This is a genomic window from Paenibacillus camelliae (assembly GCF_023715345.1).
In the GTDB taxonomy this organism is placed as follows: domain Bacteria; phylum Bacillota; class Bacilli; order Paenibacillales; family Paenibacillaceae; genus Pristimantibacillus; species Pristimantibacillus camelliae.
The window spans coordinates 230,701-256,455 of sequence record NZ_JAMBNY010000005.1 but is presented as its reverse complement, the minus strand read 5'-3'; the positions used below and the strand labels follow the sequence as shown (position 1 = coordinate 256,455).

The following is a 25,755-nucleotide window of genomic DNA, read 5'->3' as shown; positions in this document are numbered from 1 at the left end:
CAAGAACAAAAAGAGAAGCAGCTGCATGCTGCTTCTCTTCATCATTGTGTCAGTTTTAATCAATTAACTTACTATGCTCCTTCGGATTGTACCTTGCCTTTTCCGCCATGAGCTGTGGCAGTGTCAGCCCTTCCTCGCGCAGCTCGTCAATCATCACATCGGCCTTAATTCGTCCATTATGCATCACAATTGCGCGATCGATAACATTTTCAATCTCATCGATCATATGCGTCGTCACGATAATCGCTTCATCCTCCTTCATGCTGGAGATCATCAGCTTCAAGAAGTCGCGACGCGTGAACATATCCTTGCCATTAAACGGTTCGTCCATCAATATATACTTTGCACCTTTAGAAAAGCCTGCGCATATTTCGAGCTTCGCCTTTTGACCGGTGGACATTATCTTTATTCGATCACTTGGATATAGATCGAAATAATGAAGCAGCTGCTCATAGCGCGCACGATTGAATTTCGGAAAATAATCTGCAAGAAATGCACCGTACTGCTCGACAGTCATATAGGGGATATAGCTGCCTTCCTCCGTAATGAATGAAAGCAGCTCGTATTGCTGCTGCACTGGCTTTCCATCGATAAGAACTTGACCATAGCTCCCTATCTCACTAAGGCCCATAATCATCTTAAGCAGCGATGTCTTCCCGCTTCCATTCGCACCTACAATTGCTGTTACTTCACCTGGGCGCAGCGTAAGGTCTTGAATTTTCAGCGCAGCTCTCTCTAAAAACTTTAGTTCAATCATTATTTCTACCTCCTAACAAGCAACGGACGGTCACCTATCTTACTGTACAGCCTTAGCTTCACTCCATAGAACACCTCGCACGCTCATATAGGGTATTTTAATGAATATACAGATCATACACGTTGCGATATTCCGCTCGATCATAATTGTAATTAGATAAATCATACGGACTAACTCGAAGCAAATCATCGTTTATGTCGGTTATAAGCTCGCCTGTATACACGATGTTCCCTTGCTCATACACATGTAGGAGTATTCGAATCGGTGACATTGGATCTAAAGCATTGCCTTCTTTATCGAGAAATTCATGGAAAACTCCGACGTAGTATAGCCTTCCGTCTCTATACGTTATAAAACGCTCACCAAATTCGTTATAACTACGCTCACGAAGAAGCTCATCTTCTTTATCAATTTCCGTGATGTCTACAAGCTGGAGACCTTCTTCAGAGCGCTGTAAAGTCACGATGGTTCGATGAGATTGGTTACTGTTAAAGCTTAAGCTAAGCACTCCAGTTTCTTCTTGGCTATACGCTTCATAGGTCACTTCATAGCGTGCTAGACTAGCATCATCTGCAAGCTCAGCATTAATATGCTGAAATAGAAAAGGAGCCACTACAACCTCCCCAAGCTTAGCACCGTCCGTCCGATACCCTTCAATGACTAACTTATCATCCTTGACTAATAGGAGTGCGAGTGCATCATTAACGGACTCCAATCCAAGCACTGCTGTTCGTGCTCCATCCTCTTCCGTAGTATTGTCGAGGCTAAACGTCATTATGGGGGCTGTTTCTTCTTCCCGTTGATCAAAGTTCAGTTTATAAATGCCGTTTATCCCTTTATATTCCGAGGTTGATGCTAGCGTAAAATAAATATCCCCCTTAGTCTCCGTCAACCCATTGTTTCTATCGACATAAAGCCTTACGACATTATTATCTTTCTTAACTAAAGGTTTAACAGTAATATCAAGGTTTATCGAGTCAAGCCCTTTCCAATTGCCGTCAATAATCGTACCTCGATCTACAAAAAAACCTAAATCTTTGAATTCATTAACATAATAATAGTAATCGTTAATAGGATGGAACATTCCTCGAAAATACCGATAAACCCGATCCTTCTGTTGATTATCAAAGACTTCAGTTTTAGTATCTACCTGATTCTGATCATGGCGCCACATAAAGCTTGTTCTATGATTAGCATCTTGAATCGCACCGCTTATATTGATCCCTTTCATAACCGATGGATCTCCGTAAAGGTGGGCAATCTCATAGGTTCCTTGATCCTTCATTCCTCGAACTTGGACGAGTGCTGCAATTACTAAAACCGCAGCTACGATGGCAAGCGGGAGCGCGATATGACGCTTTAATGCTGACCATCTTAATCTTTTCATCACGCTTCCCCCTCACTTGCATCGTTCACGATGCGCTTTATCTCGACATATGTTTTACTCAGAATACCTTTTACTAAGATACCTTTTACTTATAAGTATCTTGCTTTGAGCTTGCTTTGGGCTTACTCTAGTCAATTAGATCAAACATTATCTATAATCAACCAGACACATTCAAATAATTAAAGCCAAACAGTCAATCAATATGAAGGTCAAATAAGTTGCGATACTCCGCATCACTATAGTTGAGATTTTGTGTGCTTTGATTCTTCATACGAACGAGATCATCATTGACATCAGTCATCAACTCGCCGGCGTACACCAGCTCGCCTCGCTCATATACATGAACAAGAAGACGAATCGGTAATAACCTATACCAAACATTGTTATCTGACTGATTGATTTCACGATATACTCCCGCCTCATAAAGCTTCCCTGCCTTAAAGGCTATAAATCGCTCATCATACAGAGATTCACTATAACCTCGCAGCAATTTATCTACTTTTTTTAATTCTGTTACGTCTATAAGCTTAATTCCATCCTCCGTGCATTGTACGGTAACAGCAGTACGTTGCGATTGCTGGTTAAGAAAACTTAAGGTAAGCATCCCATTCTCAGCATCATGATAAGCCTCATATCCAACCCCATAACGAGCATAATTGTCACCATCTGCAAGCTCATCATTAAATTCTTCGAATATAAATGGGACTATCGCTGTCTCACCCAGCTTCTTACCATCAGTATGATAGCCTTCAATGACGAGTTTATCGTCTCGCACTAAAATTAAGGCAAGAATGTCGCCAACCGCTTCTAAACCAAGTACAGCCGTTTGCGTAGTATCCTCAATATCATTACTATCGGATCTATAGCTCATAATCGGAGTAGGTTTAACTGATTCAAACGGAAACATTGATTTAGACCATTGATCAGAATTAAGCTTGAATATCCAATTTACCCCTTCATATCCTGTCGTGGTTACGAGGGTAATATATAATTCGCCCTCTACCTCTGCTAAGCCATAACTTAACCTTCTCATGTCATCAGAAGAATAGCTTTCTTTATAAAAAAGCCTCGCTATGGGCAGCTCCATTTCTATATATTCTGAGTGCTCCCACCTATTGTGATGGAGACTATTGCGTTCTATCTTTAATCCCTTATAAGAGTTGAGATGTACAGTGTAATAGTAGTCATTAATGCGCTCATACATCCCCCGATAATGATAAGTCCAATTTTGCTGAGGTTTAGCAAACACTTCTGTCTTAGTCTCTACATGATCATCTAGCCACGCAAAGCTTGTTCTATGATTCTCATCTTGAGTAGCACCGCTTACCGTGATCCCTTCCATAACCGATGGATCTCCATACAGATGGGCAATCTCATACGTTCCATGCTCCTTCGCTCCTCGAACTAGAACGAGTGCTGCAATTATTAATACGGCAGCTACAATTGTAAGCGTGAGCGCGATATGACGCTTTAACGTTGACCATCTTAACCTTTTCATCACGCTTCCCTCCTTACGTCGTTGCACCCTTTCGTAGCAGCACGATACTATGCCATACACAAATTACACTTATGACGAGCAGAATGGCGCTGTACAATATTACTTTGGATGAATCGTAGCTATTAAAAGCACCGTAACTATTAAAAGCATCTAGCCTCATCGTTACTACGAGATATATTGGCCAGAACACAGCTGTTATTAAGATCGCTCCCAATCTGCGCTGACTTCTTTCACATAGCACTAAGTGATATACCCAAGTAATGATGACAATAAAGATACTTACTGTCGAGAGCACATTAGCGAAGCCATAAGGCCACAGCAGACGCATAAAATCAGACCGAATAAAGGCAAGAAACAGCCCGTTCGTTACTTCAAATTCTCCATTGCTGTAGCTCGCAATTTTGAATGCCATGTAATTGTACGCTAATATAAAACCAAGAAGCTGAGCACATAAAAGCATGAGCATACTAATTGCAAACGAGCATAGCTTGCTTAAGTAAACAAGTTCTCGCTTCACAGGCAGCGTCATCAATGTGTAAATGCTCTTACTGCCCCAGTAGGACGAATAAAATGACTTAACAAATAAAGCAATGACCGCTAGTACACAGATTAGAAATACGATAGGCAATCCAGAAGTTGCGTATATATCCTCGAATCGTTCATGTACAGCATATTGGTTATAGTCTTTAATCTTATAAAGCACGAGCAGCCACGAAGCGGCGATCAGCGTTACGCATAGCGACAATACACTGATGACGAGCTCACTGAACTGTGCATTCATTAATCGATAAAACTGCCTCACCTTATCACCTCGATTGTATTATAGGCATAGTACAATGTATGCATGACTCCCCATTGTTCATTCACGACTCATCCCATAGCTCACTAATTAGATCAACGACCTTCTTGAAGGATAAATTCACTTCCTTCGCTGATCCAATAAACTCACTGACCATCCCGCGCATCATCTCATCCTCAATAGAGGTACGGATTGCTTCATCTACATATAGGATGCTCCCTTGCGTACTGCTCGTGCGCACATAGCCCTCATCCTCCATTAGCCTGAACGCCTTTTGTACCGTATTGGGATTGATATGCAGCTGAGCGGCAATTTCTCTTCTTGATGGCAGTCGATCACCCGTAGATGCTTGCCCGAGCAGGATTTGACGTTTTACATATAAAGCTAGCTGCACGTATACCGGTTCTTTGTTGTTTAGTTGTAGCTCATAAAAATTAAGCAAAAACGCTCACCTGCCTCCTGTCATAACTGTATTATGCTACTAATACAACTATTTTGTCAATAACTACCATAAAATCTTAGAGCTAAATATTTCTATCAATTTTATCCTTTTCCTAATAAAGAATGTTAATTACATTGTGGATTCCCTTGCGTACAAATAGATTTGAGCCTCTTACTTGCTCGTCCCAAAACATGTTATGCTTGAAGTAGGAAAGGGGTTTATGCAACATGCCTAGTTTAATTTTAGAGGGCGGTACGTTACGCCCAATCTTCAGCTCAGGAGTAATGGATGCTTTACTTGATCACGACATCATGTTCCCGTATGTTATTGGTGTTTCAGCTGGAATTAGCAATGGTGTTTCTTATATATCTAAGCAGAAGCAGCGTAATCTGCAAATTATGGAGCAGTTCCGTAATGATCCGCGCTATTTAGGATTTCGCAATTATTTACGTAATCGCAGCTTATTCGGTCTTGACTTCGTATTTGATGAGATACCGAATAAGCATATTCCATTCGATATAGATACGTACCAAAGCTATGACGGACAAGTGCTAGTCGGTGTAACGAATGCACATACTGGCTTAACCGAATATATGGATGGAATGAAGGCTGATCGAGCTTGGACGATGCTGCGCGCCTCCTGTGCGATCCCGCTTTACTTTCCCGCCATTGAGATCAACGGCAGCAGTTACTACGATGGTGGAATTAGTGATCCAATTCCGATTCGTAAAGCAATAGAGGACGGTCATGACAAGCATCTTATCGTGCTTACACAGCCCAAGGGCTATACCAAAACATACAGCAGGGCTAATGGTGTAGCTGCTAAGCTGCTGAACCGCAAGTATCCAAAGCTTGCTGAGCTGCTGCTTACTCGCCATACAATCTATAATGAAACGGTCGCTTTCTGTGAGCAGCTTGAGGAGGAAGGCAAAGCAGTCATCATAAGGCCTCAATATAAGCTAGAGAGCTTTGAGAAGGACTATAGCAAGCTGAAGCAAAGCTGCGAGCACGGATACCAGCTAGCTGAGGAGAAGATCGATCACATCCGAGCATTGTTTCAGTAAATGTGAGATTCGGAGCAAAAAAATAGCGTCAAAAAGAGAAAATTGATCGTACCTAGGCAGCCTTCGGGCTGCCTATTTTTGCGTTACGCTCGGATAGGCAATTCAGACAACCGTGCCTTAACAATAAATGAAGCTTTGAAGCAACCATTACACGTGTAGCTCGCATACTTGAAGAAGTGAAGGATTTTGGGGAGGAAGAAACGATTATTGCTCCTTAGGCGATGAGTCTAGAATAAAACTGCACAGCAAGGCGAATGCTGGTTGACTCAAACTATGTAGTAAGAGAACAAGGTAAATAATATAGTTATTCTTTTCCTTTATTCTGAACTCTTTTCAAGGTTAACATGTGGGCAATCCCTGAACCCAATGGGATGTAAAACAGTATGATTAAAAACTTCCACCCTTCTCCACCAGGGGAATCTGTTAGCCAAAACAATAGAGCTAAAAATATTCCTATTAAAGCGTAGGCAATAAAGTAAGGGGATGTCACTCTATCCTTAAACGACAATTTCATTTTATAATCACACTCCTTTTTACTAATGTTAACACAAATTAATGCACGCAAAGGTGCGCCGTTGATTCATATTGTGCAATAGGTGAAATGAAAAAAAGCCCATTTTGTGAGCTCAAGATTACTCTGGTTTTGCAATAGTGGAGTATCAAAATCTACCCAACATATTTAAAAATTATCTGACATATTGCTATGGAAAGTCCTAAAATACTCGCTTTCATTTTAGCTGGATGATTTCTTTTGCTGGGAAACAAGTAAAAGAAAATCACTATAAATCCCACGGGAATCCATAGCTGAAAGACTCCATCTTTTGTACCAATGGAAAAAATCGGAGTAATCAGAGTGCTAATCAAAAAGTAAAAAAAAACTGTAAACCGTCTTGTTTCTAACTGCTTGCTCCACCTAACTAAAAAGAAAGTAATAATTATTGCGATAATTGTAATGTGCAATGGTGGAAGAACAATTGCAAAGTTCCCAAATTCTAATTCCATTAGGTAGTTCTCACCCTTCATAGTGCATCATAACTAATGCTTCGCATCAATACATAAAGAAATAATCAATTAAACTGCAAAACATTATGGATAATTTTAACATAATAATAAGGTGAATGATAGGAAAAGAGTGTGTCGCAATACGACGAAAATGTAAAACAAAAGAGAATACATTCTGTTGAATAACAACTGTCAATACGGGAAGTAAGCAAACAAAAAGGAACAAGCCTGAGATGATGTCATCATCACTTCTTGTTCCTTTTGCTTCTTAAGCTATCGTTGCGGACTACTCTTCAAAAATTTGAGTTAGAAGGCCGCCTAGTTCTTTTAGTGCTTCTTCCTCGCGCTCGCCGTCTACCTCTAGCGTTACCTCATCACCAGCGGAAAGACCTAGAGTTAGCATGCTCAATGAGCTTTTGCCGTTGATTTTCTTCTCTCCTTTAATTAGGTTAACCTTGCACGGGTATTGCGATGCTGCTTGAACGAAGATTTTCGTTGGACGTGCGTGAAAGCCCTGCGGGTGAATAATTGTAAATGTCTCTGAGATCATTTAAAACACTCCTTTATATAACATCTTTATTGACTACATGTAGTCTAACTCTAACTCGATCTTGTCTGACTGGACCTCGGTTTAACTCTTACTTATTAACTTACCACGGCAAACCAGCCTTATTGATTAACCTCTATCAGCTCAATCTATGTGACTAATCAACTCAGCTTTATCGAGCCAGCTTTTGTTCCACTAATTGTTTTACTTCTTCCTGCGTACCTAGTGTTAATGCTTCCTCGGCGATCGCCTTCCAGTCCTGCTGTGACAGCTGACCGATCTGCTCGCGTGCAGGGAGAATTGAGCTTGCGCTCATGCTAAATTCATTCAAGCCTAGACCAAGCAGCAATGGAATCGCAATCTGATCTCCTGCCATCTCGCCGCACATACCAGACCATTTGCCAGCACGCTCTGCTGCCTTAATGACCATCTGCACAAGACGAAGAATGCTTGGATGATATGGCTGGTACAGATAAGCTACCGCTTCATTCATGCGGTCTGCTGCCATTGTATATTGAATCAAGTCGTTCGTACCGATACTGAAGAAGTCTACTTCCTTCGCAAAGGCATCTGCATTCAGTGCTGCTGCTGGAATTTCGATCATCATTCCAACCTCGATGTCCTCAGACACCGCTACTCCCTCTGCTAATAGCTTCGCTTTTTCCTCAGCAAGAATCCGCTTCGCTTCACGAAGCTCGCTTAGCACTGCAATCATAGGAAACATAATGTTCAGCTTGCCTTCAGTACTAGCACGCAGCAAGGCGCGAAGCTGTGTACGGAAGATATCCTCGCGTGACAAGCACAGCCGCAGCGCACGCAAGCCTAGAAACGGATTGCTTTCCTTCGGCAGCTCAAGGTAGTCAAGCTCCTTGTCTCCGCCGATATCGAGCGTACGAATAACGACTCGTTTGCCTTCTAATTTGCTTAACACATGCTTGTAGATTTGAACCTGCTCTTCCTCAGTTGGGAAGTTTTTTCGTCCCATATAGATGAACTCTGTGCGGAACAGACCGATACCGTCGGCTCCATTCTCGAGCACCTTCGCTACATCCTCAACACTACCAATATTAGCTGCAAGCTCTACGTGCACGCCATCAGCAGACACTGAAGGCTGCTCGGCAAGCAGCTTTAATTGTGCTCTGCGCTCCTCATACTGGCGCTTTTTCTCTTCATACTCAGAAAGCTCTTCATTCGTTGGATCGATGATGATTCGACCTTCCGTTGCGTCCATAATGATCGTTGCACCATTTTCGACGCGATTAAGCAATGACTCTGTGCCTACAACTGCTGGCAGCTCTAGCGAGCGAGCCATAATTGCGGAATGTGACGTACGGCTGCCAATCTCCGTAATAAACCCACGGATGTAATTCAGATCAAGCTGTGCTGTATCTGACGGTGTCAGATCATTGGCAACAATGATCGTTTCCTCAGATATTCCCGTTAGTGTGGCGTAAGGCTTGCCTGTCAGATAAGCAATCACTCGCCCCGTAACATCCTTAACATCTGCTGCACGTTCACGCAGCATCTCATTATCCATCTCCTGCAGCATGCCAATGACAAGGCTAGCTACCTCATGCAATGCATATTCTGCATTAATTTTCTCATCGGAGATTTTATCGATTGTATTATCTATAAGATCAGGGTCCATTAACAGGAAAATATGCGCCTCGAATATTTCAGCCTTTTGTGCTCCTAGACGCTGCTCCGTTAATTGACGAATTTGTTCAATGTCTTGCTTCGCTTGTTCTACTGCTGCACGAAAACGATCTGTCTCTTTTTCTGTATCCGTAATCGTTGTTTTCGTTGGGCGGATCTCTGTGTTGGTGAATTTGAATGCTTTCGCAATCGCAATTCCTGGAGATGCCGCCACACCTGTAATATGTTCAGATTTCATTACTCATCCTCCATCCTAATGATTATTTTGCAGACGAGGCCTCATAGCTTGCAACCACCATGCGATGAATAGGATGATCCTTACTAAGAGATGTTACCTTCGTTAACGTTTCATTAATACCGATAGCCTTCAGCAATTGCTGCAGCTCTACAGATTCCGGGTCGTCTGCAACATCGAAGCGAAGCGCTGCTGCCATAGCGTTTGCTAGATGCTTAGGCTCTATCCCAACTTCTAGGGCAAGCATTGCTGGCCGCACAAGGCGATCATTCGGAGACAGCTTACGAATCGGCGAACGACCAACCCGTGAGATCTCATCCGTCAGCTCCGTATTGCGGAAACGCTCAATAATCGTATCTATATATTGCTGATGCTCAGCTTGATCAAACTGATAGTGTGCAATTAAGGCTCCGCCAGATTCTGCTAGCGTCGCTTTTACCTCGCTTACAACCTGCTCATCCGCCATCGCCTGTTGAATCGTTTCGTAGCGATGAAGATTGCCAATATAAGCAGCTGTAGCATGCCCTGTGTTCACTGTAAACAGCTTGCGTTCAATGTAAGGCTGCAAATTCGTTACATAATGCACTCCATCAATGACCTTATAGCCGTCGAACATTGCCGACTCATCAATCACCCATTCATGGAACGGCTCAACCGTTACGGCCAAGCGATCCTCGTGATGCTGAATCGGAACGATGCGATCCACCGCTGCATCAGGAAATGCTACGACTTGCTCAGCCTTAGCTTTTACTTCCTCCGGCAAATGACTGAATACATGCTCCTTCAACTGTGTGCTGCCACCAATCGCATTTTCACACGCAATGACATGCAGTGGTGCTGCTCCTTGTGCAACACGGCGCTCAATGCCAACCGCAATGCCCTTCGCAATATGCTTCAGTATGTTGACGCCAACCGCTGTTGTCACGAGATCCGCTTTGGCTACTGTCTCCGCAACCTTCTCCAGATCAGTGCCATCTATCGCAGTCACACCTGTCACCTGCAGCTGATCATGCGTCTCATTCGCTAGCGTTACCGTATATTGTCCGCGCTTCTGCAGCTCTTGCACAATATCCTGATTAACATCGGAGAATACGACCTCATAGCCAGATTGCGAAAGCAACAAGCCAATAAAGCCGCGCCCGATATTACCAGCTCCAAAATGTAAAGCAATCATATTACTCCATCTCGCTTTCGAAGATTTCGATCAATTGCTCTGCTGTCTCAGCTTTAATGATCCGTTCCAAATTCTCATCGTCTGAGCAAACCATCGCTACACTCGTTAAAATATCCATATGATCATCACCAATTGCAGCGATACCGATCACAACATGTGCGATTTCTCCATCACCAAAGTCAACGCCGTCTGGAATTTGTACGATGGATAAGCCCGTGCTCTTAATTTTGCCCTTCGCCTCATTCGTTCCGTGAGGAATCGCAAGTCCACCGCCCATATAAGTAGACAATGTATTTTCACGCTCAATCATGCTGTCCACATAGCTTGCTTCAGCGTGCCCTGCTTGAACAAGCAGCTCACCTGCGATGCGAATCGCTTCAAATTTGTCATTTACCTTTGCGTTTAGCTTTACTTTATTAGTAGATAGTATGCTCATCTGATGTCACTCACCTTTTTATTTAGTGTTAAAAAATTCATGTAGCTTTTTCGTTAAGTATTGACGAATATCCTGCTCATCGCCGCGGCCTAACAGCTCAATCATTTCCTCCTCAAGCAGCAAGGCACTGATCTCACTAAGCACCTCAAGCGCTTCCCAAGGTAAGCTTTGCGGCGCCAGCATTAACAGGAAATGCTCTAGTAGAATTTTTCGCTGTTTATCCATAAAGATTGGATTATTTAACTTAAACAGCGTTAAGGAAGAAGTGTGAATAGCCGAGCTTCTCGTGTGAAACAACGCCAGCGTTGTGTCAGGAATCATTTGACTGCCGTTTTTTTCTCGATCGAGCAAGCGATGCTTAACAAGATCAGCTTCCGTGAGAACTTCCTTATGCTGCTCGTGCACACAAGCAACCTCTAAAATCGACGATAGATCGTTGTATTCTTCCCGAAGCTCAACGATCTCAAACTGCTCGATAATCCATATAATATGATCGAGCGTTATCTTTTTACTTAGAAGCTGATCTAGATCAGGCTTAGAGCGAATATCATCGTCCGAGTACATGTCGACTGGATATGGCTTCTTCACAATCGCTGTATCACGGATAAAAGCAAGCAGCCGATCTGCATCCTCCTGCGTGATTAAAGGCGTGACCTTTAAATAAGCAGCTGGATTGATCGGTAAATCAATCGTTGAGATGATAATATCGTATCGGTCGCTTGAGAGCCTAGAAGCCTCATACCACGAAACACGATCGATAATTCGGATTTGTGGAAATTCCTTTTGCAGGCGTACCTGAAGCAGCTTAGATGAGCCAATCCCCGTACTGCAAACCAATATCGCATGTACATCTGGCTGCAGATGCTTTAATCTTTCAAGCGCAGCGCCATAATGCGTAACGATATATCCGATTTCCTCATCTGGTATGTGTAGATTAGGTAGATAAGCTTGAGCTGCGTCGCGAACGGTCTCGAAAAGCTCCTCATAGTCCTTCATAATGTGCTCAAGCAAAGGATTGCGTATCGTCTGTCCAGCATTCAGCTGATGCAGCGTAAGCTTCATATGATGGAACAACCCGTCTCTAAGTGATCGATCCTCTCTAAGGTCTACCTGGAATTTTTTCTCGACATGCATTGTAATTTGAGCGATCGCTTGCGTTAACGATAGATCATCACCGAGCAGCGCCAGTACATGCTCCTCGCGAACGTGATGAATGATGTAGTAGATATACTTCTTCTCATCCGCTGTGAAGCTTAGCTCAAAATGCTCTGACAACAGCTCCGTTAAACGCTCAACCCCTGCTTCACTTTCAGATTCCTCGTATTTAAGTCTTCGCCATTCACCCGGCTGGATCAAACGCGCTGCCCGAATGCGGCTAATGCCGATCGACAAGCGCAGCAGCAGATCCGTATAGCCATCCTCACTAAGCTGACTTTCCCATTGCTCTTCCCATAACCACAGCACACTTTCGACATCCGACATTACCGACTTACCAGCAAGCTGGAACAGCCGTTCATAGATAGGATGCCCAGATAGCTGTTTAGAGCTCGTTATAAGCTCTGTTGGGTCTAAGCGCAGCTTGACTACTTGTCGAATTAATTCTCTAAGCTGAGTTTCTGGTGCAGACAATATGACACCGAGACCTCTTTTGCGAACAAGCGCTACACGCCACTTTCTAACCCATTTTTCAAGCGTGTTAAGATCATTCGTTATCGTGGATACAGCGGCCTTCAGCTCGTGTGCGATAGCAAAAAGCTTAATGGGCTCATCAGCTGCGAGAAGCATGCATAGGATCAACAGCTGCCGATCCTCCGATGTAAACTCTATCTTCGATAACGATGACAATGCTTCCTCTAACGCATGCATCGATTCCTGATCTCCGCTGAGCTTAATGCCTAGTCCTGATTTGCGAATCAGCTCGATGTGATAGACTGTCACTGTTTCCTCTACGCTTGTTAGCTCTCGATGAACAGTACGCGGACTTACCTCCAAATGATTCGCAATTTCACTTATGGTTAGTCCTTGATCTGCATGCAGAAGAATTTCAATGATCTGACGAGTTCGAATTGATATATTCATCTTATTACCCGCCTATATGCTTAGAATGACCACATTGCCAGAGCATACGCTCCAGCAATTGTGGCCTAAACTTTTTTATTTCGTTAAACGCTCAACAAGCAATTCATACTCTGGGCTCTTAAGGAAGTTATCAATGGAGATATGCTCCGATTGTGGTGCCTTTTGCTTTGCTCGATCCGTTAACGTTTTATGTGTGATGACAATGTCCGCATCATCTGGAATATCGCTAATTGCTGTATTAATTACAGTGATGTCAGAGCCGGCTGCTTTCATCTTCTTACGTAGAATAGAAGCGCCCATCGCACTAGACCCCATACCTGCATCGCAGGAGAATACAATTTTGCGAACATCCTCTGCGGCTTTCTTATCATCCACTTCATCACTGCCAACGACTTCATTCAATGCTGCTTCATTTGCAGCTTGATTTGGATTAGATACTGAATCCGTTGCTGCTGTTTTGCCCGCAGCTTTCATATCCTTCATCTTTTGAGCCGCTGCTTCCAAATCTTCCTCTTCACCTTTGTTCTTAGTCGTCTTAAGCATAAAGAATGCGATAACGAATGTTACAACGGTTGCGACGATAAAGCCTGCTAGCACTGGCAGCAATCCACCTTTTGGCGCCATCGCAGCTAGCGCGATAATACTACCCGGTGAAGGTGTAGCAACAAGACCTGCTCCAAGAATAGAGAATGTAAATGTACCTGAAATACCACCTGCAATAACAGCAATGATTAGCTTAGGGTTCATTAATACATACGGGAAGTAGATTTCATGAATACCACCAACTGCATGAATAAGAACCGCACCAGGCGCTGTGCTTCGTGCAGAACCACGGCCTGCAATCATGTAAGCAAGCAGAATACCAAGACCTGGACCTGGGTTAGATTCTAGTAAGAACAGAATCGATTGACCAACCTGAGCCGCTTCATTCAAACCAATTGGTCCTAATACACCATGGTTGATCGCATTGTTCAGGAACAATATTTTTGCTGGCTCAATGATAAGATTGGCTAATGGAATTAGGTTATGATTAACGAGGAATTCCACGCCTGTCGTAAGTATTGCCGTCACTTTCTCAATAATCGGACCAATACCAATGTAAGAAACGATTGTTAACGCTCCACCGATGATACCAAGTGAGAAGTTATTAACTAGCATTTCAAAGCCGGACTTAATCTTACCTTCAATCAGTCCGTCAAATTTCTTAAGTATCCAAGCTGCAAGTGGACCACAGATCATTGCTCCAAGCAGCATCGGAATGTTAGAGCCGACGATGACACCCATTGTCATTAACGCACCGATAACCCCGCCTCGTTGCTTGTGAACCATCGTACCACCAGTATAACCAATTAGAAGTGGTAAAAGATATTTAAGGGTTGGATCTACGAGTGCTGACAGCTTTTCATTTGGCAGCCAGCCTGTTGGAATAAATAAAGCGGTTAGCAGTCCCCAAGCAATAAATGCTCCAATATTGGGCATAACCATACCACTTAAGAAACGCCCAAACTTTTGAACGGCAACGCGTACGCCATTCTGCTGCTCCATACCAAAACCTCCTAAGATATGTTTTTTAGTAATCTATCTGTTTTCATCCTACCCAATCCCCAAATCCCAAGCAACAAAAGGAAAATGACATTTTGTCAGTCGTATTGTTGCCACAATCGAATTAAAATATTTGTGAAGACCCTCAAAGCATTGTCATTAAAGCGTTTTCATAAATTCTTTTATACACCTTCATGTTGAACTTTTCACAAAAAATATTTTTACACCGTGCTTGGAATATAGCTATTGGTGGTTTCTAATTCACGTATGGATCATGGTATACTGGGACAGAACGATTGATAAGAAAGGAGTCATTACATATGAAGATTACTTTTTTAGGTCATGCTTGTCTGCTCGTAGAAGGGGCAGGAAAAAGATTAATTATTGATCCGTTCCTGCGTGACAATCCCACTGCACCATTGCAGCCGGAGCAAGTAAATGTAGATGCTGTCGTTCTTACACATGGTCATCACGATCACTCTGCCGACGCTGCTTCGATCGCCCTAGCGAATGATTGTCCAATCTATGCAGTCGTGGAGCTAGCGAACCTTATTAGTCCAACAGGTGCAAGCACATTAGGTATGAATACGGGAGGCAAGTTTCAGCTAGATGAGCAGGTATCGATAAAGTTTGTGCAAGCCTTTCATAGCTCATCCTATGAAGTTGATGGAGTCGCTCATTATGCGGGTCAAGCACAAGGCGTCATAGTTACGATGGAAGATAAAGTATTATATCATATGGGTGATACGGCACTGTTCTCCGATATTAAGCTCATCGGCGATCTGCATGACATCGATATTGCAGCGGTACCAATCGGTGATCATTTTACGATGGGACCAGAAGAAGCCTTGCTTGCAGCGAAGTGGACAGGTGCTAAGCACATCCTTCCGATTCATTTCAATACGTTCCCTCCAATTCAACAAAGCGGTGAGACGTTTGTCGCTAAGCTTGAGCAACAAAGCCAGCAAGGTCACGCACTTACTCCAGGACAGTCGATCACGATCTAAGACGATAAAACTGAACAGATACGAAAAAGCCGACATGGATGATCAGCTAAAGCTGCGATCCGTGCCGGCTCTATTTTTTATGATGGTTTATTGCCGTATACTTTTTATTGCGCTGATCATGGCCGATGGCAGAAATATTAGCGCAAAAAACACAGTGAGAATATTAAATTCAGGTGTTTCATAAAATGTAAACTTCTCAGTAAACCATGTAGATTCAGACAGTCGAGAAAGCACTGTTCCCTCTCTAAACCTAGGAGGAAAGCGATCAAAGATCATAAAAAAGAACTGAATAGCAGCAAAAATACCAATGTATTTAAGCCAACCCCATTTGAAAATGGTACGTTTACGAGTTGTAGTCTCCAACATCATAACCTCCCCATCTCACCATGTTGAATGTTGAATATCGAACTAGAACATTTTCTTCTCATAAATCCGGATAGACAGCAGCCATGACAGAATATATACGATTACCAACGCACAGCCGACAAGAACATAGAGCTGAACTTGCTCCATCGCTAACAGAAACGCTACGACTTCTCTTATCAGATCATGCAAATTAGGTATAAACACATTAATAACGACGAGATACGCTGCAAATGTTCCAATACTGGCAAACAATAGATACTGACTTTTGAAACGATACGAAAAAGGCAAGCTAAATGAGAAAAACAGCGTTGTAAGGCACAGAATGAACAGAAGCTCCTTCCAGGTTGGCGACTCACCATGAATCACAAGATTAGCAATAAGGATAGTAAGCAGTACTAGACCTGTAAAACAAAAAACACCAATATATTTAGAGGTTACGATTTCTTTACGTGTATACGGCAAAGAATTGAACAGTATGTGGATTTGCCGCTTTTCGTCTAGCATAAAGGCTTGCATCGTAATGGCTATCGTAAATAAGACTCCAGATAAAATTGTCGCAGAGGCATTTAATGCGATATAAACGACTAAAAGCGGTAGCATGATGAGCAACGTGTTCTTTTGTAGCATGAGGTCTTTACGTATTAATTGCAGCACCGCCTTCAGCCCCCTTCTTCGTGTAGTACATAATGTCTTCTAATGATGGCTTTTCCAGCAAAACTGAGTCACCAAAAAGATGAGAGGCTTGAGCCTTATTACTCGTCAATGCTTCAAAGCCATGATTAGATCTCCGTATTGCTATAAATTCCTTCTCTGTGTCTCGATCTAGCAGCTCAGTAGCTCCCTTGATAATGGCGTACTCTTCTTCGATCTGATAATATTCCTTGCTGAACATAAGCTCACCATTATGAATAAACGTAATGTAATCGGCGATGCGATCGAGATCCGTCGTAATATGAGTAGAAAAGAAAATTGTTTTCTCCCCATCCTGCATGAAGCTGTGCAAAATATCGAGCAGCTCTCTGCGGAAGATAGGATCGAGTCCTGACGTTGGCTCATCCATAATGATCAACTCAGCATGATGTGACAAAGCTAAAGCTAAGGACGCCTTCATCATCATCCCCTTCGAGAAGGACTTAATTTTTTGTTTTATTGGCAGCTCAAATTCTTTAACATAATAATGAAAGAGCTCATCATCCCATTTGGCATATGCAGATTTCATAATGCTTCTCATATCTAGCATCGTCGACTGCTCGTAAAATACGTTCTCATCATAGACAAAGCCGATACGCTGCTTAATTTCCTTTTCGTGCTTATTATAATTCATTCCAAAGATCGATATCGTTCCTGCATCCGGCTGTAATAAATTCATAAGCATTTTAATCGTGGTTGATTTACCTACACCATTGCCACCAATAAATCCCGTTACAAAGCCCTTTTTTACAGAAAACGAAAGATCCTTTACCTGAAAGTTTGGGAATGATTTATGGACTTGCTTAAGCTCAATGACGTTTTCCATCATAATTCCTCCCTATATAGCATCGTTAACAAATCTAATAGCTCATTTAAACTAAGACCAATCTCCTTACTGTTCTGAACAGCAGACAGTAATTGCTCTTCGACGACCTTCATCTTTCTTTCCTTAATCATTTCATTATTTTGCTCCGAGACAAAGGAGCCCTTGCCAACAACCGAATAGATAAAGCCATTCCGCTCCAGCTCTTCATAGGCTCGCTTCGTGGTGATGACACTGATGTCTAGCTCCTTCGCCAGCTGGCGCATAGAAGGCAGAGCTTGCCCTGATTTCAACTCATTCGTCAATATATGTCTCTTAATCTGACTGTAAATTTGTTCATATATCGGTTCGTTTGAAGAGTTCGATATAATAATTTGCATGCAACGACCTCACTCACACAGGTTAATTGTATATATACACTATATACAATATACACACCTTTCAAACGCTTATCAAGCATTTTTTTACAGCTACAGAAACTTTGCTGCGATCAAGCAATGAATCGCAACATTATGCTATTGCGTTTCGTTTTCGTTATATAGACTGCTGTCATTATAGTTAAACTTCATGTGTCATTATAGTTAAACTTCATGAAATATAACGAATGATGTTATTCAAGAGGGGGAACAACGTGATGAAGACGATAAAGCGTATGATGGACCATATGTACTGGGCGGACAAACGTATCTTAGAGGCTCTAGAGATGAGTAATATGCAGAACATGGAGCTTCTGGAGCTCGCTCGACATGTCGCGGTTGCAGAACAAGTGTGGTTGTCCCGATTGCAGGGCAAGGGCAGCGCACAATTTTCGCTGTGGGAGCAAGCGGAGAGTCTAAGCGAGATCCAATCGATGTTCGAAGAGAATGCCAAGCAGTACCGCCTATATATCGAAGCGCTCGAGGAATCCAAGCTGGATGAGATGGTCGACTATACGAATCAGAGCGGGACTCCATTCCAAAATTCCGTTCGGGACATCCTTTCTCAGGTTCTGTTGCATGGGCAATATCACCGTGGACAGATCAATCGAGCACTTCGTATCGAATCGGCTGAACCCATCCAAGTCGACTACATTACGTTCGCGAGGCTCTAACGGGATAAAACAAATTAAAAATAAGCCTAATTTCTTTGTTGAAATTAGGCTTATTCCTTCTTATAGCTATATCTTTCTAGCAATAATCATTATGAAAATAATTTAAGTCCAACAGCTGCTCCTAAAACCATAGCGATGAATACCATACGCTTCCAATCCTTTGACTCTCCATAGAAGATCATCCCTACTAAAGCACCGCCAACAACACCGATTCCAGTCCAGATCGCATATCCTGTTCCCATCGGAATATAGCGTAAGGCATAGCTAAGTAATCCAAGACTTAAGCCAAATCCTAGAATCAGTAAAGCGACTGTTTGCCAATTTCGCTTTATAGATAGCTGATTGATCATAGCGACACCAAACGTTTCCAATAAGCCTGCTAAAATTAATGCTACCCAAGCCATTATGCCTCAGCCCCTTTCTCGCTTTTCTCGTCAGTAACTAGCTTTAGTCCAATGACCCCAGTTAACAGTACTCCTATTAGAATCACTTTCACCCAATGAAAGGGCTCATCAAAGAATAGAATTTCAGACATGACGGTACCTGCAGTTCCTAATCCGACAAAGATAGCATAGACCGTGCCAGCGGGCAGTACCTGCGCTGCAGTAATCATGAGATAGTTACTAACGATAATTGCAATAACTGTAAAGGTCCATGTCCAAAAATCATAGGCATGAGTCAATCCGATGACCCAAAAAATCTCCAAAAATGCTGCAATAAATACTTTAACCCAATTTTTATTCATGTAGTCGACACCTCCTAATGTAATGAACGGCAAAAACAAAGAAGCCTGAGTGAAAACTGTAACAACAGTTTCTCCCAGGCTTTTATCCTTCCGTGACACAGCAATGCTGTGAGTTTTCTCTCGGACCAGACCAGCACGAAGCTACGGAACCCTAGAAAACTTTTACTATACAATTAGTTTTTATTATACACAGTTTTCATATGATTTCAAGGTAAATGCCTAAGATAGTGGCGTTGGCTCCCCGAAGCCTTCACCGTACAGCTCATCGATCAGGCTGCGAATATCGGCTGGAGATTGTCCTTCCTTAAGCAAGCTCGCAGTCTTAAGTGCAATATCTACACATATGCCGCAGCGAGTACCATGATCGTCCCATACGACCTCATCCTCTCGAATCTCAGCGACAAAGCAATTGAAGTTGCTCTTATGACCAGCGCTCTCCCCGCAGCCACAGTAGCAAGGAATTTGCTGAAGCGCCTCTGGCAGCAGTACAGCTGCTTGATACGCTAAGGTAGTTTTCTCCGATGCACCATTCAAGAAAGAAGGAAGTGTCTCTTTAGATGACGTTACTTCCTGCAGGTCACCACTTGCTACTACATGCTGATGCTCGCCATGAGCATCGTTATGATTAGTTTCATTACTGCCAGCTGCATTCCCACAGGCTGCTAGCACGCCTCCAGCTATAACTATGCTTGCTGCTAATGCTACGTATCTTCTCACTATATCCTCGCCTCTTTACATCGTTTTCGTAGAGTTCGTTCATTTTCTCATAGTATACCTCAATACGAACGATCTGTAATGTAGGTTTAATCACTATGACAGCATCGTTGTTGTGAGTATTCTACATGATCAACAATTTTCTTCAAAATACTTTAACTTCTGGATGACAACTAGTTAACAAATGCTTCCTATGATGGATGGGAAGTCCTAAAAGATTGTACAAAGGTGGTATCATTCATGAAATCGAGAGTTGGTGAAGTTGCCTTGCCAGCTGCGCAAGCGAAGCGTTCTACTAGATTGCACATCCAAGCAGCCAAGTGGCGTACATGGAAGGAAAGTATGCTCGGCTATAGTTTCTTGGCTCCTTCGCTCGTGCTTTTCGGATTATTTTTGTTTTATCCTCTGATCCAATCTGTCTATCTCAGCTTTCATATTACAGATCCGAGGGGCCGAGTAGCAGCGTACGTAGGCTTAGATAATTTCACGGCATTGCTTTCTTCCGATATGCTATGGAACAGTCTAAAGGTAACTGCACTGTTTACGTTGTTCACCGTGCCTACAGGCATTATTCTAGGAGTCATCTCTGCCGCATTGACCCATATTCGCTGGCCTGGAATGAAGCTATACCAATTTTTATTTTCGATGCCACTGGCTATGTCTGTTAGCACATCAGCCGTCATATGGACGATTCTATTTCATCCAACACTAGGTATTCTCAATTATTTACTTTCACTGGGAGGCATTGCCCCTGTTCAATGGCTGACAAGTCCTTCAACTGCACTAGTGTCCATCTCACTAATGACGGTTTGGATGAACTTTGGCTTCAATTACATTATCGTATTAAGCGGCTTGCAGGGCATTCCAGATGATTTAGTAGAAAGCGCAAAAATCGACGGCGCTGGACCAATTCGCGCATTTATGCAAATTGTACTGCCACTTTTGTCGCCAACACTGTTTTTCTTGACGGTCATTTCAATTATTAGTGCTTTTCAAGCCTTTGGACAAATTCATCTGCTTACAAAGGGTGGTCCAGCTGGAGCGACCGAGGTATTTGTCTATTCAATCTATAAGGAAGCCTTCGTCAATTATCAGTATGGTACAGGAAGTGCCTTGGCACTCGTCTTATTTGTCATCGTTCTTTTATTAACGATTATCCAATTCGCAGTTGTTGAAAAGAAGGTGCATTATCAATGAACATTCGGAGCGCAGCCTTACCGACCTTTACTGTATATTTCATACTGACCATCCTTGCACTGCTGATGATATTCCCGCTACTATATACACTGCTGCAGGCGATTATGGATCCAGCACAATCGTCACTTTATCCGCCTAAGTTAATCCCGGAGCAGCTATATTTCGGGAACATCTTGCTTGTATTTAAGCTAATTCCTGTCTCAACCTTTATTAGCAATAGCTTTATTATGGCAACAGTCATTATGATTGGTCAGGTTTGTATCGCTTCAATGGCTGCTTATGCATTTGTCTACATCTTATTTCCCGGGAAACAATTCTGGTTCATTCTATTTTTATCGACAATGATGATCCCTTGGGAAGTGACTATTATTCCAAATTATCTCACGATTCGATCCTGGGATTGGCTCGACTCCTATCAAGGGCTGACACTGCCATTCTTCGCATCAGCCTTCGGGGTGTTCTTACTGCGTCAGTTTTTCCTGCAGCTGCCAAGAGAGCTGTTCGAGGCTGCTCGAATCGACGGCGCTGGACATATTCGACACTACCTTACCATCGTGCTCCCACTCTCTCGTCCAGCACTGGCTTCACTTTCTGTCTATGTATTTCTGAATTCGTGGAATATGTACTTATGGCCGCTGCTTGTAACGAACAGCGATCAGATGCGCACCGTACAGATCGGTGTCAGTATGCTTCAATTTGAGGAAATGAGCTCATGGAATCATCTGCTTGCAGGCGTGCTCGTCGTTCTAATTCCCTCCTTCATTCTGTTAATAGTTGGACTGAAGCAGCTCGTTCGCGGAATTACGGCTGGTGCCGTGAAGGGATAGTACTGGCGTTGTTCCAGTATTATTCCATTGCTGCGTTGTTATGGGATTGGTGGTAACCACTCGTGCTAGAGTGTAACCATATATTTTTTAGAGGTAGTTCAAAAAGTCCACCTTTGATCACGGAGCTGCACTCTGTATGCTTAATCGGCATCGAAGCTTGAATTCAGCTTGGTCTTCCGGTGCTCACGTACCCACAACGTACGCTGCGCTCCTCAGCCCTAGCTTCATTCGATCTTCTCGGTGCTGAAAGTTGAATTTTTTGAACGTCATTTGATGGTAGTTCAAAAAGTCCACCTTTGATCACGGAGCTGCACTCTGTATGCTTAATCGGCATCGAAGCTTGAATTCAGCTTGGTCTTCTGGTGCTCACGTACCCACAACGTACGCTGCGCTCCTCAGCCCTAGCTTCATTCGATCTTCTCGGTGCTGAAAGTTGAATTTTTTGAACGTCATTTGATGGTAGTTCAAAAAGTCCACCTTTGATCACGGAGCTGCACTCTGTATGCTTAATCGGCATCGAAGCTTGAATTCAGCCTGGTCTTCTGGTGCTCACGTACCCACAACGTACGCTGCGCTCCTCAGCCCTAGCTTCATTCGATCTTCTCTGTGCTTAGTCGGCATCGAAGCTTGAGTTCAAGCAAACTTTTTGAACGGAAACTTTAAGAGAAAAGGGAGAGAAACAATGATCAAATCAAGATTGAAATGGAGTCTGGCAGCAAGTTTAACCTTCATCCTTATGTTTGCATCAGCATGTGGCAATGGTTCTGGAGGTAATAACACGAGTAACAACGTTAACACAGAAACTGGCGGAGCTAACAAGTCGACGAGCACTACGTCCAGTGCGAGTCAAGCATCAAGCTCATCTACGAAAAGCAGTGAGCCAGTTAATGTATTATGGTGGCATTCCATGGGTGGAGAGCTAGGTGCTGCAGTAACTGAGCTTGTAGCTCAATTCAACAGCTCGCAATCAGACATTATCGTTGAAGAAGTCTACCAAGGCTCGTATGATGAGAGCCTGAACAAGATGAAGGCTTCGATGGATTCCAAGTCAGGTCCAGCTTTGATCCAGGTTTACGAGATCGGCTCTCGCTTTATGATCGATTCTGGAGCTACAACTCCTATTCAAACGTTCATCGATGCAGAGCAATATGACCTCTCTCTGCTTGAAGAGAACATTACTAATTACTATTCCTTTGATGGTCAGCTGCATTCTATGCCCTTTAATACTTCTAACCCAATCCTCTACTACAACAAAGACATGTTCGCAGCAGCAGGTCTAGATCCAGATAAAGCTCCAGCTACTTTCGAGGAGGTTGCAGAGTATGCTGAAAAGCTGACACAGGGTGGACAGGCTGGAGCTTCCTTTGCGATATACGGATGGTTTATGGAGCAATTTTTCGCAAATCAAGGTAGTGACTATTTAAACAATGGCAACGGTCGTACTTCAGCTGCTACGGAGTCTAATTTGAATAATGAAGTCGGCGTTGAGACACTTACTTGGTGGAAGGAGCTTGTCGATCAAGGACATGCACTCAATCTAGGACGTGCAACAGCCGATACGAAAAAAGCATTCCTTGCAGGGCAAGTTGCTATGACACTTGATTCAACTGCTTCGCTGCGCGGTATTGTTGATGCTGCGGAAGGACAATTCGAAGTTGGCACTGGCTTCCTGCCAAAAGCAGCAAATGCAGCTGAGGGCGGTGTCGTTGTTGGTGGTGCAAGCCTGTGGATCATGAATAACAAATCACAGGAAGAGCAGCAAGCAGCCTGGGAGTTTATTAAGTTCTTAGCTAAGCCGGAAACTCAAGCTTACTGGCATGTTAACACTGGCTACTTTCCAATAACGAAGGCTGCCTATGAAGAAACGCTTGTTTCTGACAATTTAGCAAAATACCCTCAATTTCAAACGGCAGTCGACCAGCTCCATGCATCTAAACCAAGCACGGCCTCAACAGGTGCTGTAATGGGTGTGTTCCCGGAGGCTCGTCAGATCGTAGAAAGCGCGATTGAGGAAGCACTAAACGACGTAAAATCACCGCAGGATGCGCTGACTAGCGGAGCACAGCAGATCACTGACAAAATTTCCACATATAATAAGACAGTCCAATAAGACAGTCAAAATAACTGCACTAGCAAGCAGCCCCTTGTCCTATAATTGGCACTAAGGTTAACAAGCCTTACTAACTTTAGTCACACAGACGAGGGGCTTTTGTAGTGTTTTTCTGCAATTTTCCTATATGTTTTGATAAAAACAGGAAATTTTTCTCATGACAAATGTGCCTTCAATGCTATTATAGACGTATCAATAATAGTTAGGAGAGGAAAATTGTGAAAAAAAAGGTATTTGCAACGATTATGGCAACGACTGTAATTGCAAGTATGGCAACGGGAGCATATGGAGCAACGAAGCTGCAAGAAATTAAGGCATATCTAAATCCTGGTATTTCCTTTAAAGTGGACGGCGTTCCTACACAGCTAAAAGACAGCAGTGGTCTTGCAGTAGTTCCTATCAGCTACAAAAACACGACTTATCTTCCGGTTCGCGCAGTTTCTGATGCGCTTGGCGTGGCGGTTAATTACGACGGCAAAACAGAAACGATTAATTTAGGGGAAGTCGTCGATGGTATTGCCCTATCCAAAGATTTCAGAAGCGACAATCACACCAAAGATCCAGCTCAAACTACGTACAAAGGCAAGGACTACAAAGAGGCCTTCTATAACGATAATAATGCTAACCGCGGAGTTAGCTTTATGCTATATCCAAAGGGTAGATATCAAACCTTATATCTACAAATAGCTGCCCTCGGCGAGCCGTTTGAAAAAATTCAGATTAAAGACTCAGATAATGACATTATTCTAAAAGAAATCGAAGTCATTGATCCGAGCGAAGGCTTGATTACTATTGAAGTAGATATCGGTGGCGTAGATACTTTATATGTTCACGGCAGTGCAGATAGAAACGGGCAAGTATTTGTTCCACTTACAACTTCCTACTTTAAATAAAACATACAAAAAGCCGGCCATGGGCCGGCTTTTTTATATGTTAACGAGATGTAAGCCTTACTGCAAATAATGCGTATCAAGCTGTTCGTGCTTCGATATATCATGCAGCGCATGCGATGCATTGGAAGTATTCTTTAACGCCATATCCCCTAGTGTAACGACCCCTACTAGCTTTCCTTGGTCGACGACCGGCAATCTACGTACTTGATAATGAGCCATAATATCGGTTGCCTCATCAGCCAATTCCTCAGGAGATACGGTAATCGGTTGTTCCGTCATCACTTCGGTAACAGCAGTAGAACCCGGCTTCTTCATCGCAATACCACGTCTCACGAGGTCGCGATCGGTTACCACTCCGATCAGCTTTGTATGATCTTGATCCTCCACCACTGGAACGAAACCAATATCATGTTCTGCCATCAGCACAGCAATTTCATATACATTATCTTTTGGGGTTACCGTCATACAGCCCTCTGTCATTAGATCCTTAACTTTTTTCACCTTAATCAGCCACCTTTTAAGCTATTATGCGCTTAGATTGTACATTGTGGGTGCCTTTTATCCCAATGAATCGCTCTAGCAGTACACATAAATTTAGCTGATTAGGATAATGCTAACAATAACGATCATAAGCATGATGTGATGAACGATGTAAAAGATGAATGATGTAGATGC

The 25,755-nt window shown here is 43.0% G+C and carries 27 protein-coding genes and 1 riboswitch; of the genes, 7 read left to right on the top strand and 20 right to left on the bottom strand.

Annotated features, from left to right (window positions below; translation table 11 throughout):
* Positions 1-55 precede the first annotated feature (55 nt).
* The 5 genes from M3180_RS11820 to M3180_RS11800 form a co-directional block, all read right to left on the bottom strand.
* Positions 56-757 carry an ATP-binding cassette domain-containing protein gene (locus M3180_RS11820; RefSeq protein WP_251667668.1) on the bottom strand — a complete coding sequence of 234 codons (702 nt, stop codon included), beginning with the start codon at positions 755-757 and terminating at the stop codon, positions 56-58.
* 97 nt (positions 758-854) lie between these two features.
* Positions 855-2,144 (bottom strand): hypothetical protein, encoded by a 1,290-nt coding sequence (locus M3180_RS11815; protein WP_251667667.1) that lies wholly within the window; start codon positions 2,142-2,144, stop codon positions 855-857.
* Between the two features lie 193 nt (positions 2,145-2,337).
* A complete protein-coding gene (locus M3180_RS11810; RefSeq protein ID WP_251667666.1) occupies positions 2,338-3,642 on the bottom strand; it encodes a hypothetical protein in 1,305 nt (434 codons plus the stop codon).
* A 13-nt stretch (positions 3,643-3,655) separates the two neighbouring features.
* Complete coding sequence (locus M3180_RS11805; RefSeq protein WP_251667665.1) at positions 3,656-4,444, bottom strand: hypothetical protein; 789 nt, start codon at positions 4,442-4,444, stop codon at positions 3,656-3,658.
* A gap of 61 nt (positions 4,445-4,505) precedes the next feature.
* Positions 4,506-4,883, bottom strand: coding sequence for a GntR family transcriptional regulator (locus tag M3180_RS11800; protein WP_251667664.1), 378 nt, complete (start codon positions 4,881-4,883; stop codon positions 4,506-4,508).
* Between the two features lie 227 nt (positions 4,884-5,110).
* On the opposite strand from M3180_RS11800, the gene M3180_RS11795 reads away from it, so the two are divergent.
* The gene (locus M3180_RS11795) at positions 5,111-5,947 is read left to right on the top strand and encodes a patatin-like phospholipase family protein (protein WP_251667663.1); all 837 of its coding nucleotides are present in this window, start codon (positions 5,111-5,113) and stop codon (positions 5,945-5,947) included.
* 666 nt (positions 5,948-6,613) lie between these two features.
* Here the strand turns inward: M3180_RS11795 and M3180_RS11790 are convergent.
* The 7 genes from M3180_RS11790 to M3180_RS11760 form a co-directional block, all read right to left on the bottom strand.
* Complete coding sequence (locus M3180_RS11790) at positions 6,614-6,949, bottom strand: hypothetical protein (RefSeq protein ID WP_251667662.1); 336 nt, start codon at positions 6,947-6,949, stop codon at positions 6,614-6,616.
* A 286-nt stretch (positions 6,950-7,235) separates the two neighbouring features.
* Positions 7,236-7,499: an HPr family phosphocarrier protein gene (locus tag M3180_RS11785; protein ID WP_251667661.1), complete on the bottom strand. Its 264-nt coding sequence runs from the start codon at positions 7,497-7,499 to the stop codon at positions 7,236-7,238.
* Positions 7,500-7,668: 169 nt separating this feature from the next.
* Positions 7,669-9,390: a phosphoenolpyruvate--protein phosphotransferase gene (gene ptsP / locus M3180_RS11780; protein WP_251667660.1), complete on the bottom strand. Its 1,722-nt coding sequence runs from the start codon at positions 9,388-9,390 to the stop codon at positions 7,669-7,671.
* Positions 9,391-9,412: 22 nt separating this feature from the next.
* On the bottom strand, positions 9,413-10,561 hold the full coding sequence (locus M3180_RS11775) for a mannitol-1-phosphate 5-dehydrogenase (protein ID WP_251667659.1): 1,149 nt from the start codon (positions 10,559-10,561) through the stop codon (positions 9,413-9,415).
* 1 nt (position 10,562) lies between these two features.
* On the bottom strand, positions 10,563-10,997 hold the full coding sequence (locus tag M3180_RS11770) for a PTS mannitol transporter subunit IIA (RefSeq protein ID WP_251667658.1): 435 nt from the start codon (positions 10,995-10,997) through the stop codon (positions 10,563-10,565).
* Positions 10,998-11,015: 18 nt separating this feature from the next.
* Positions 11,016-13,076 (bottom strand): BglG family transcription antiterminator, encoded by a 2,061-nt coding sequence (locus M3180_RS11765; protein ID WP_251667657.1) that lies wholly within the window; start codon positions 13,074-13,076, stop codon positions 11,016-11,018.
* A gap of 75 nt (positions 13,077-13,151) precedes the next feature.
* The gene (locus M3180_RS11760; protein ID WP_251667656.1) at positions 13,152-14,621 is read right to left on the bottom strand and encodes a PTS mannitol transporter subunit IIBC; all 1,470 of its coding nucleotides are present in this window, start codon (positions 14,619-14,621) and stop codon (positions 13,152-13,154) included.
* A 317-nt stretch (positions 14,622-14,938) separates the two neighbouring features.
* On the opposite strand from M3180_RS11760, the gene M3180_RS11755 reads away from it, so the two are divergent.
* Complete coding sequence (locus M3180_RS11755; protein WP_251667655.1) at positions 14,939-15,625, top strand: metal-dependent hydrolase; 687 nt, start codon at positions 14,939-14,941, stop codon at positions 15,623-15,625.
* Between the two features lie 87 nt (positions 15,626-15,712).
* On the opposite strand, the gene M3180_RS11750 is transcribed toward M3180_RS11755, so the two are convergent.
* The 4 genes from M3180_RS11750 to M3180_RS11735 are packed head-to-tail and all read right to left on the bottom strand — an operon-like array spanning position 15,713 to position 17,884.
* Complete coding sequence (locus M3180_RS11750; RefSeq protein ID WP_251667654.1) at positions 15,713-15,988, bottom strand: YfzA family protein; 276 nt, start codon at positions 15,986-15,988, stop codon at positions 15,713-15,715.
* Positions 15,989-16,033: 45 nt separating this feature from the next.
* Positions 16,034-16,645, bottom strand: a complete 612-nt coding sequence (locus M3180_RS11745) for an ABC-2 transporter permease (RefSeq protein WP_251667653.1) — start codon at positions 16,643-16,645, stop codon at positions 16,034-16,036.
* Entirely contained in the window at positions 16,626-17,507 is an 882-nt protein-coding gene (locus M3180_RS11740; RefSeq protein ID WP_251667652.1) for an ABC transporter ATP-binding protein, read from the bottom strand. The genes M3180_RS11745 and M3180_RS11740 overlap by 20 nt, the downstream gene beginning before the upstream one ends.
* Complete coding sequence (locus M3180_RS11735; protein WP_251667651.1) at positions 17,507-17,884, bottom strand: GntR family transcriptional regulator; 378 nt, start codon at positions 17,882-17,884, stop codon at positions 17,507-17,509. The genes M3180_RS11740 and M3180_RS11735 overlap by 1 nt, the downstream gene beginning before the upstream one ends.
* A gap of 254 nt (positions 17,885-18,138) precedes the next feature.
* Here M3180_RS11735 and M3180_RS11730 point away from each other — a divergent pair, with 254 nt between their 5' ends.
* Positions 18,139-18,594, top strand: a complete 456-nt coding sequence (locus tag M3180_RS11730) for a DinB family protein (protein WP_251667650.1) — start codon at positions 18,139-18,141, stop codon at positions 18,592-18,594.
* An 89-nt stretch (positions 18,595-18,683) separates the two neighbouring features.
* Here the strand turns inward: M3180_RS11730 and M3180_RS11725 are convergent, their stop codons facing one another.
* From M3180_RS11725 to M3180_RS11715, 3 genes are all read right to left on the bottom strand, one after another.
* A complete protein-coding gene (locus M3180_RS11725) occupies positions 18,684-18,998 on the bottom strand; it encodes a DMT family transporter (protein ID WP_251667649.1) in 315 nt (104 codons plus the stop codon).
* On the bottom strand, positions 18,998-19,339 hold the full coding sequence (locus M3180_RS11720) for a DMT family transporter (protein WP_251667648.1): 342 nt from the start codon (positions 19,337-19,339) through the stop codon (positions 18,998-19,000). The genes M3180_RS11725 and M3180_RS11720 overlap by 1 nt, the downstream gene beginning before the upstream one ends.
* A gap of 69 nt (positions 19,340-19,408) precedes the next feature.
* A riboswitch (guanidine-I (ykkC/yxkD leader) is annotated at positions 19,409-19,505 on the bottom strand.
* 53 nt (positions 19,506-19,558) lie between these two features.
* Complete coding sequence (locus M3180_RS11715) at positions 19,559-20,056, bottom strand: PCYCGC motif-containing (lipo)protein (protein WP_251667647.1); 498 nt, start codon at positions 20,054-20,056, stop codon at positions 19,559-19,561.
* A gap of 339 nt (positions 20,057-20,395) precedes the next feature.
* Between M3180_RS11715 and M3180_RS11710 the strand changes: the two genes are divergently transcribed.
* From M3180_RS11710 to M3180_RS11695, 4 genes are all read left to right on the top strand, one after another.
* Positions 20,396-21,250 carry a carbohydrate ABC transporter permease gene (locus M3180_RS11710; RefSeq protein ID WP_251667683.1) on the top strand — a complete coding sequence of 285 codons (855 nt, stop codon included), beginning with the start codon at positions 20,396-20,398 and terminating at the stop codon, positions 21,248-21,250.
* A complete protein-coding gene (locus M3180_RS11705) occupies positions 21,247-22,077 on the top strand; it encodes a carbohydrate ABC transporter permease (protein WP_251667646.1) in 831 nt (276 codons plus the stop codon). The genes M3180_RS11710 and M3180_RS11705 overlap by 4 nt, the downstream gene beginning before the upstream one ends.
* A 682-nt stretch (positions 22,078-22,759) precedes the next feature.
* A complete protein-coding gene (locus tag M3180_RS11700; RefSeq protein ID WP_251667645.1) occupies positions 22,760-24,187 on the top strand; it encodes an ABC transporter substrate-binding protein in 1,428 nt (475 codons plus the stop codon).
* A 218-nt stretch (positions 24,188-24,405) separates the two neighbouring features.
* A complete protein-coding gene (locus M3180_RS11695) occupies positions 24,406-25,080 on the top strand; it encodes a stalk domain-containing protein (RefSeq protein ID WP_251667644.1) in 675 nt (224 codons plus the stop codon).
* A gap of 57 nt (positions 25,081-25,137) precedes the next feature.
* Here the strand turns inward: M3180_RS11695 and M3180_RS11690 are convergent, their stop codons facing one another.
* Positions 25,138-25,581: a CBS domain-containing protein gene (locus tag M3180_RS11690; protein WP_251667643.1), complete on the bottom strand. Its 444-nt coding sequence runs from the start codon at positions 25,579-25,581 to the stop codon at positions 25,138-25,140.
* Between the last annotated feature and the right edge of the window lie 174 nt (positions 25,582-25,755).

Excerpts from the sequence above, each read along its gene's own strand:
- M3180_RS11820 (WP_251667668.1), bottom strand. The coding sequence starts at position 757 with ATGATTGAACTAAAGTTTTTAGAGAGAGCTGCGCTGAAAATTCAAGAC.
- M3180_RS11815 (WP_251667667.1), bottom strand. The coding sequence starts at position 2,144 with ATGAAAAGATTAAGATGGTCAGCATTAAAGCGTCATATCGCGCTCCCG.
- M3180_RS11810 (WP_251667666.1), bottom strand. The coding sequence starts at position 3,642 with ATGAAAAGGTTAAGATGGTCAACGTTAAAGCGTCATATCGCGCTCACG.
- M3180_RS11795 (WP_251667663.1), top strand. The coding sequence starts at position 5,111 with ATGCCTAGTTTAATTTTAGAGGGCGGTACGTTACGCCCAATCTTCAGC.
- M3180_RS11790 (WP_251667662.1), bottom strand. The coding sequence starts at position 6,949 with ATGGAATTAGAATTTGGGAACTTTGCAATTGTTCTTCCACCATTGCAC.
- M3180_RS11785 (WP_251667661.1), bottom strand. The coding sequence starts at position 7,499 with ATGATCTCAGAGACATTTACAATTATTCACCCGCAGGGCTTTCACGCA.
- ptsP (WP_251667660.1), bottom strand. The coding sequence starts at position 9,390 with ATGAAATCTGAACATATTACAGGTGTGGCGGCATCTCCAGGAATTGCG.
- M3180_RS11775 (WP_251667659.1), bottom strand. The coding sequence starts at position 10,561 with ATGATTGCTTTACATTTTGGAGCTGGTAATATCGGGCGCGGCTTTATT.
- M3180_RS11770 (WP_251667658.1), bottom strand. The coding sequence starts at position 10,997 with ATGAGCATACTATCTACTAATAAAGTAAAGCTAAACGCAAAGGTAAAT.
- M3180_RS11765 (WP_251667657.1), bottom strand. The coding sequence starts at position 13,076 with ATGAATATATCAATTCGAACTCGTCAGATCATTGAAATTCTTCTGCAT.
- M3180_RS11760 (WP_251667656.1), bottom strand. The coding sequence starts at position 14,621 with ATGGAGCAGCAGAATGGCGTACGCGTTGCCGTTCAAAAGTTTGGGCGT.
- M3180_RS11755 (WP_251667655.1), top strand. The coding sequence starts at position 14,939 with ATGAAGATTACTTTTTTAGGTCATGCTTGTCTGCTCGTAGAAGGGGCA.
- M3180_RS11740 (WP_251667652.1), bottom strand. The coding sequence starts at position 17,507 with ATGGAAAACGTCATTGAGCTTAAGCAAGTCCATAAATCATTCCCAAAC.
- M3180_RS11735 (WP_251667651.1), bottom strand. The coding sequence starts at position 17,884 with ATGCAAATTATTATATCGAACTCTTCAAACGAACCGATATATGAACAA.
- M3180_RS11730 (WP_251667650.1), top strand. The coding sequence starts at position 18,139 with ATGAAGACGATAAAGCGTATGATGGACCATATGTACTGGGCGGACAAA.
- M3180_RS11725 (WP_251667649.1), bottom strand. The coding sequence starts at position 18,998 with ATGGCTTGGGTAGCATTAATTTTAGCAGGCTTATTGGAAACGTTTGGT.
- M3180_RS11720 (WP_251667648.1), bottom strand. The coding sequence starts at position 19,339 with ATGAATAAAAATTGGGTTAAAGTATTTATTGCAGCATTTTTGGAGATT.
- M3180_RS11710 (WP_251667683.1), top strand. The coding sequence starts at position 20,396 with ATGCTCGGCTATAGTTTCTTGGCTCCTTCGCTCGTGCTTTTCGGATTA.
- M3180_RS11705 (WP_251667646.1), top strand. The coding sequence starts at position 21,247 with ATGAACATTCGGAGCGCAGCCTTACCGACCTTTACTGTATATTTCATA.
- M3180_RS11700 (WP_251667645.1), top strand. The coding sequence starts at position 22,760 with ATGATCAAATCAAGATTGAAATGGAGTCTGGCAGCAAGTTTAACCTTC.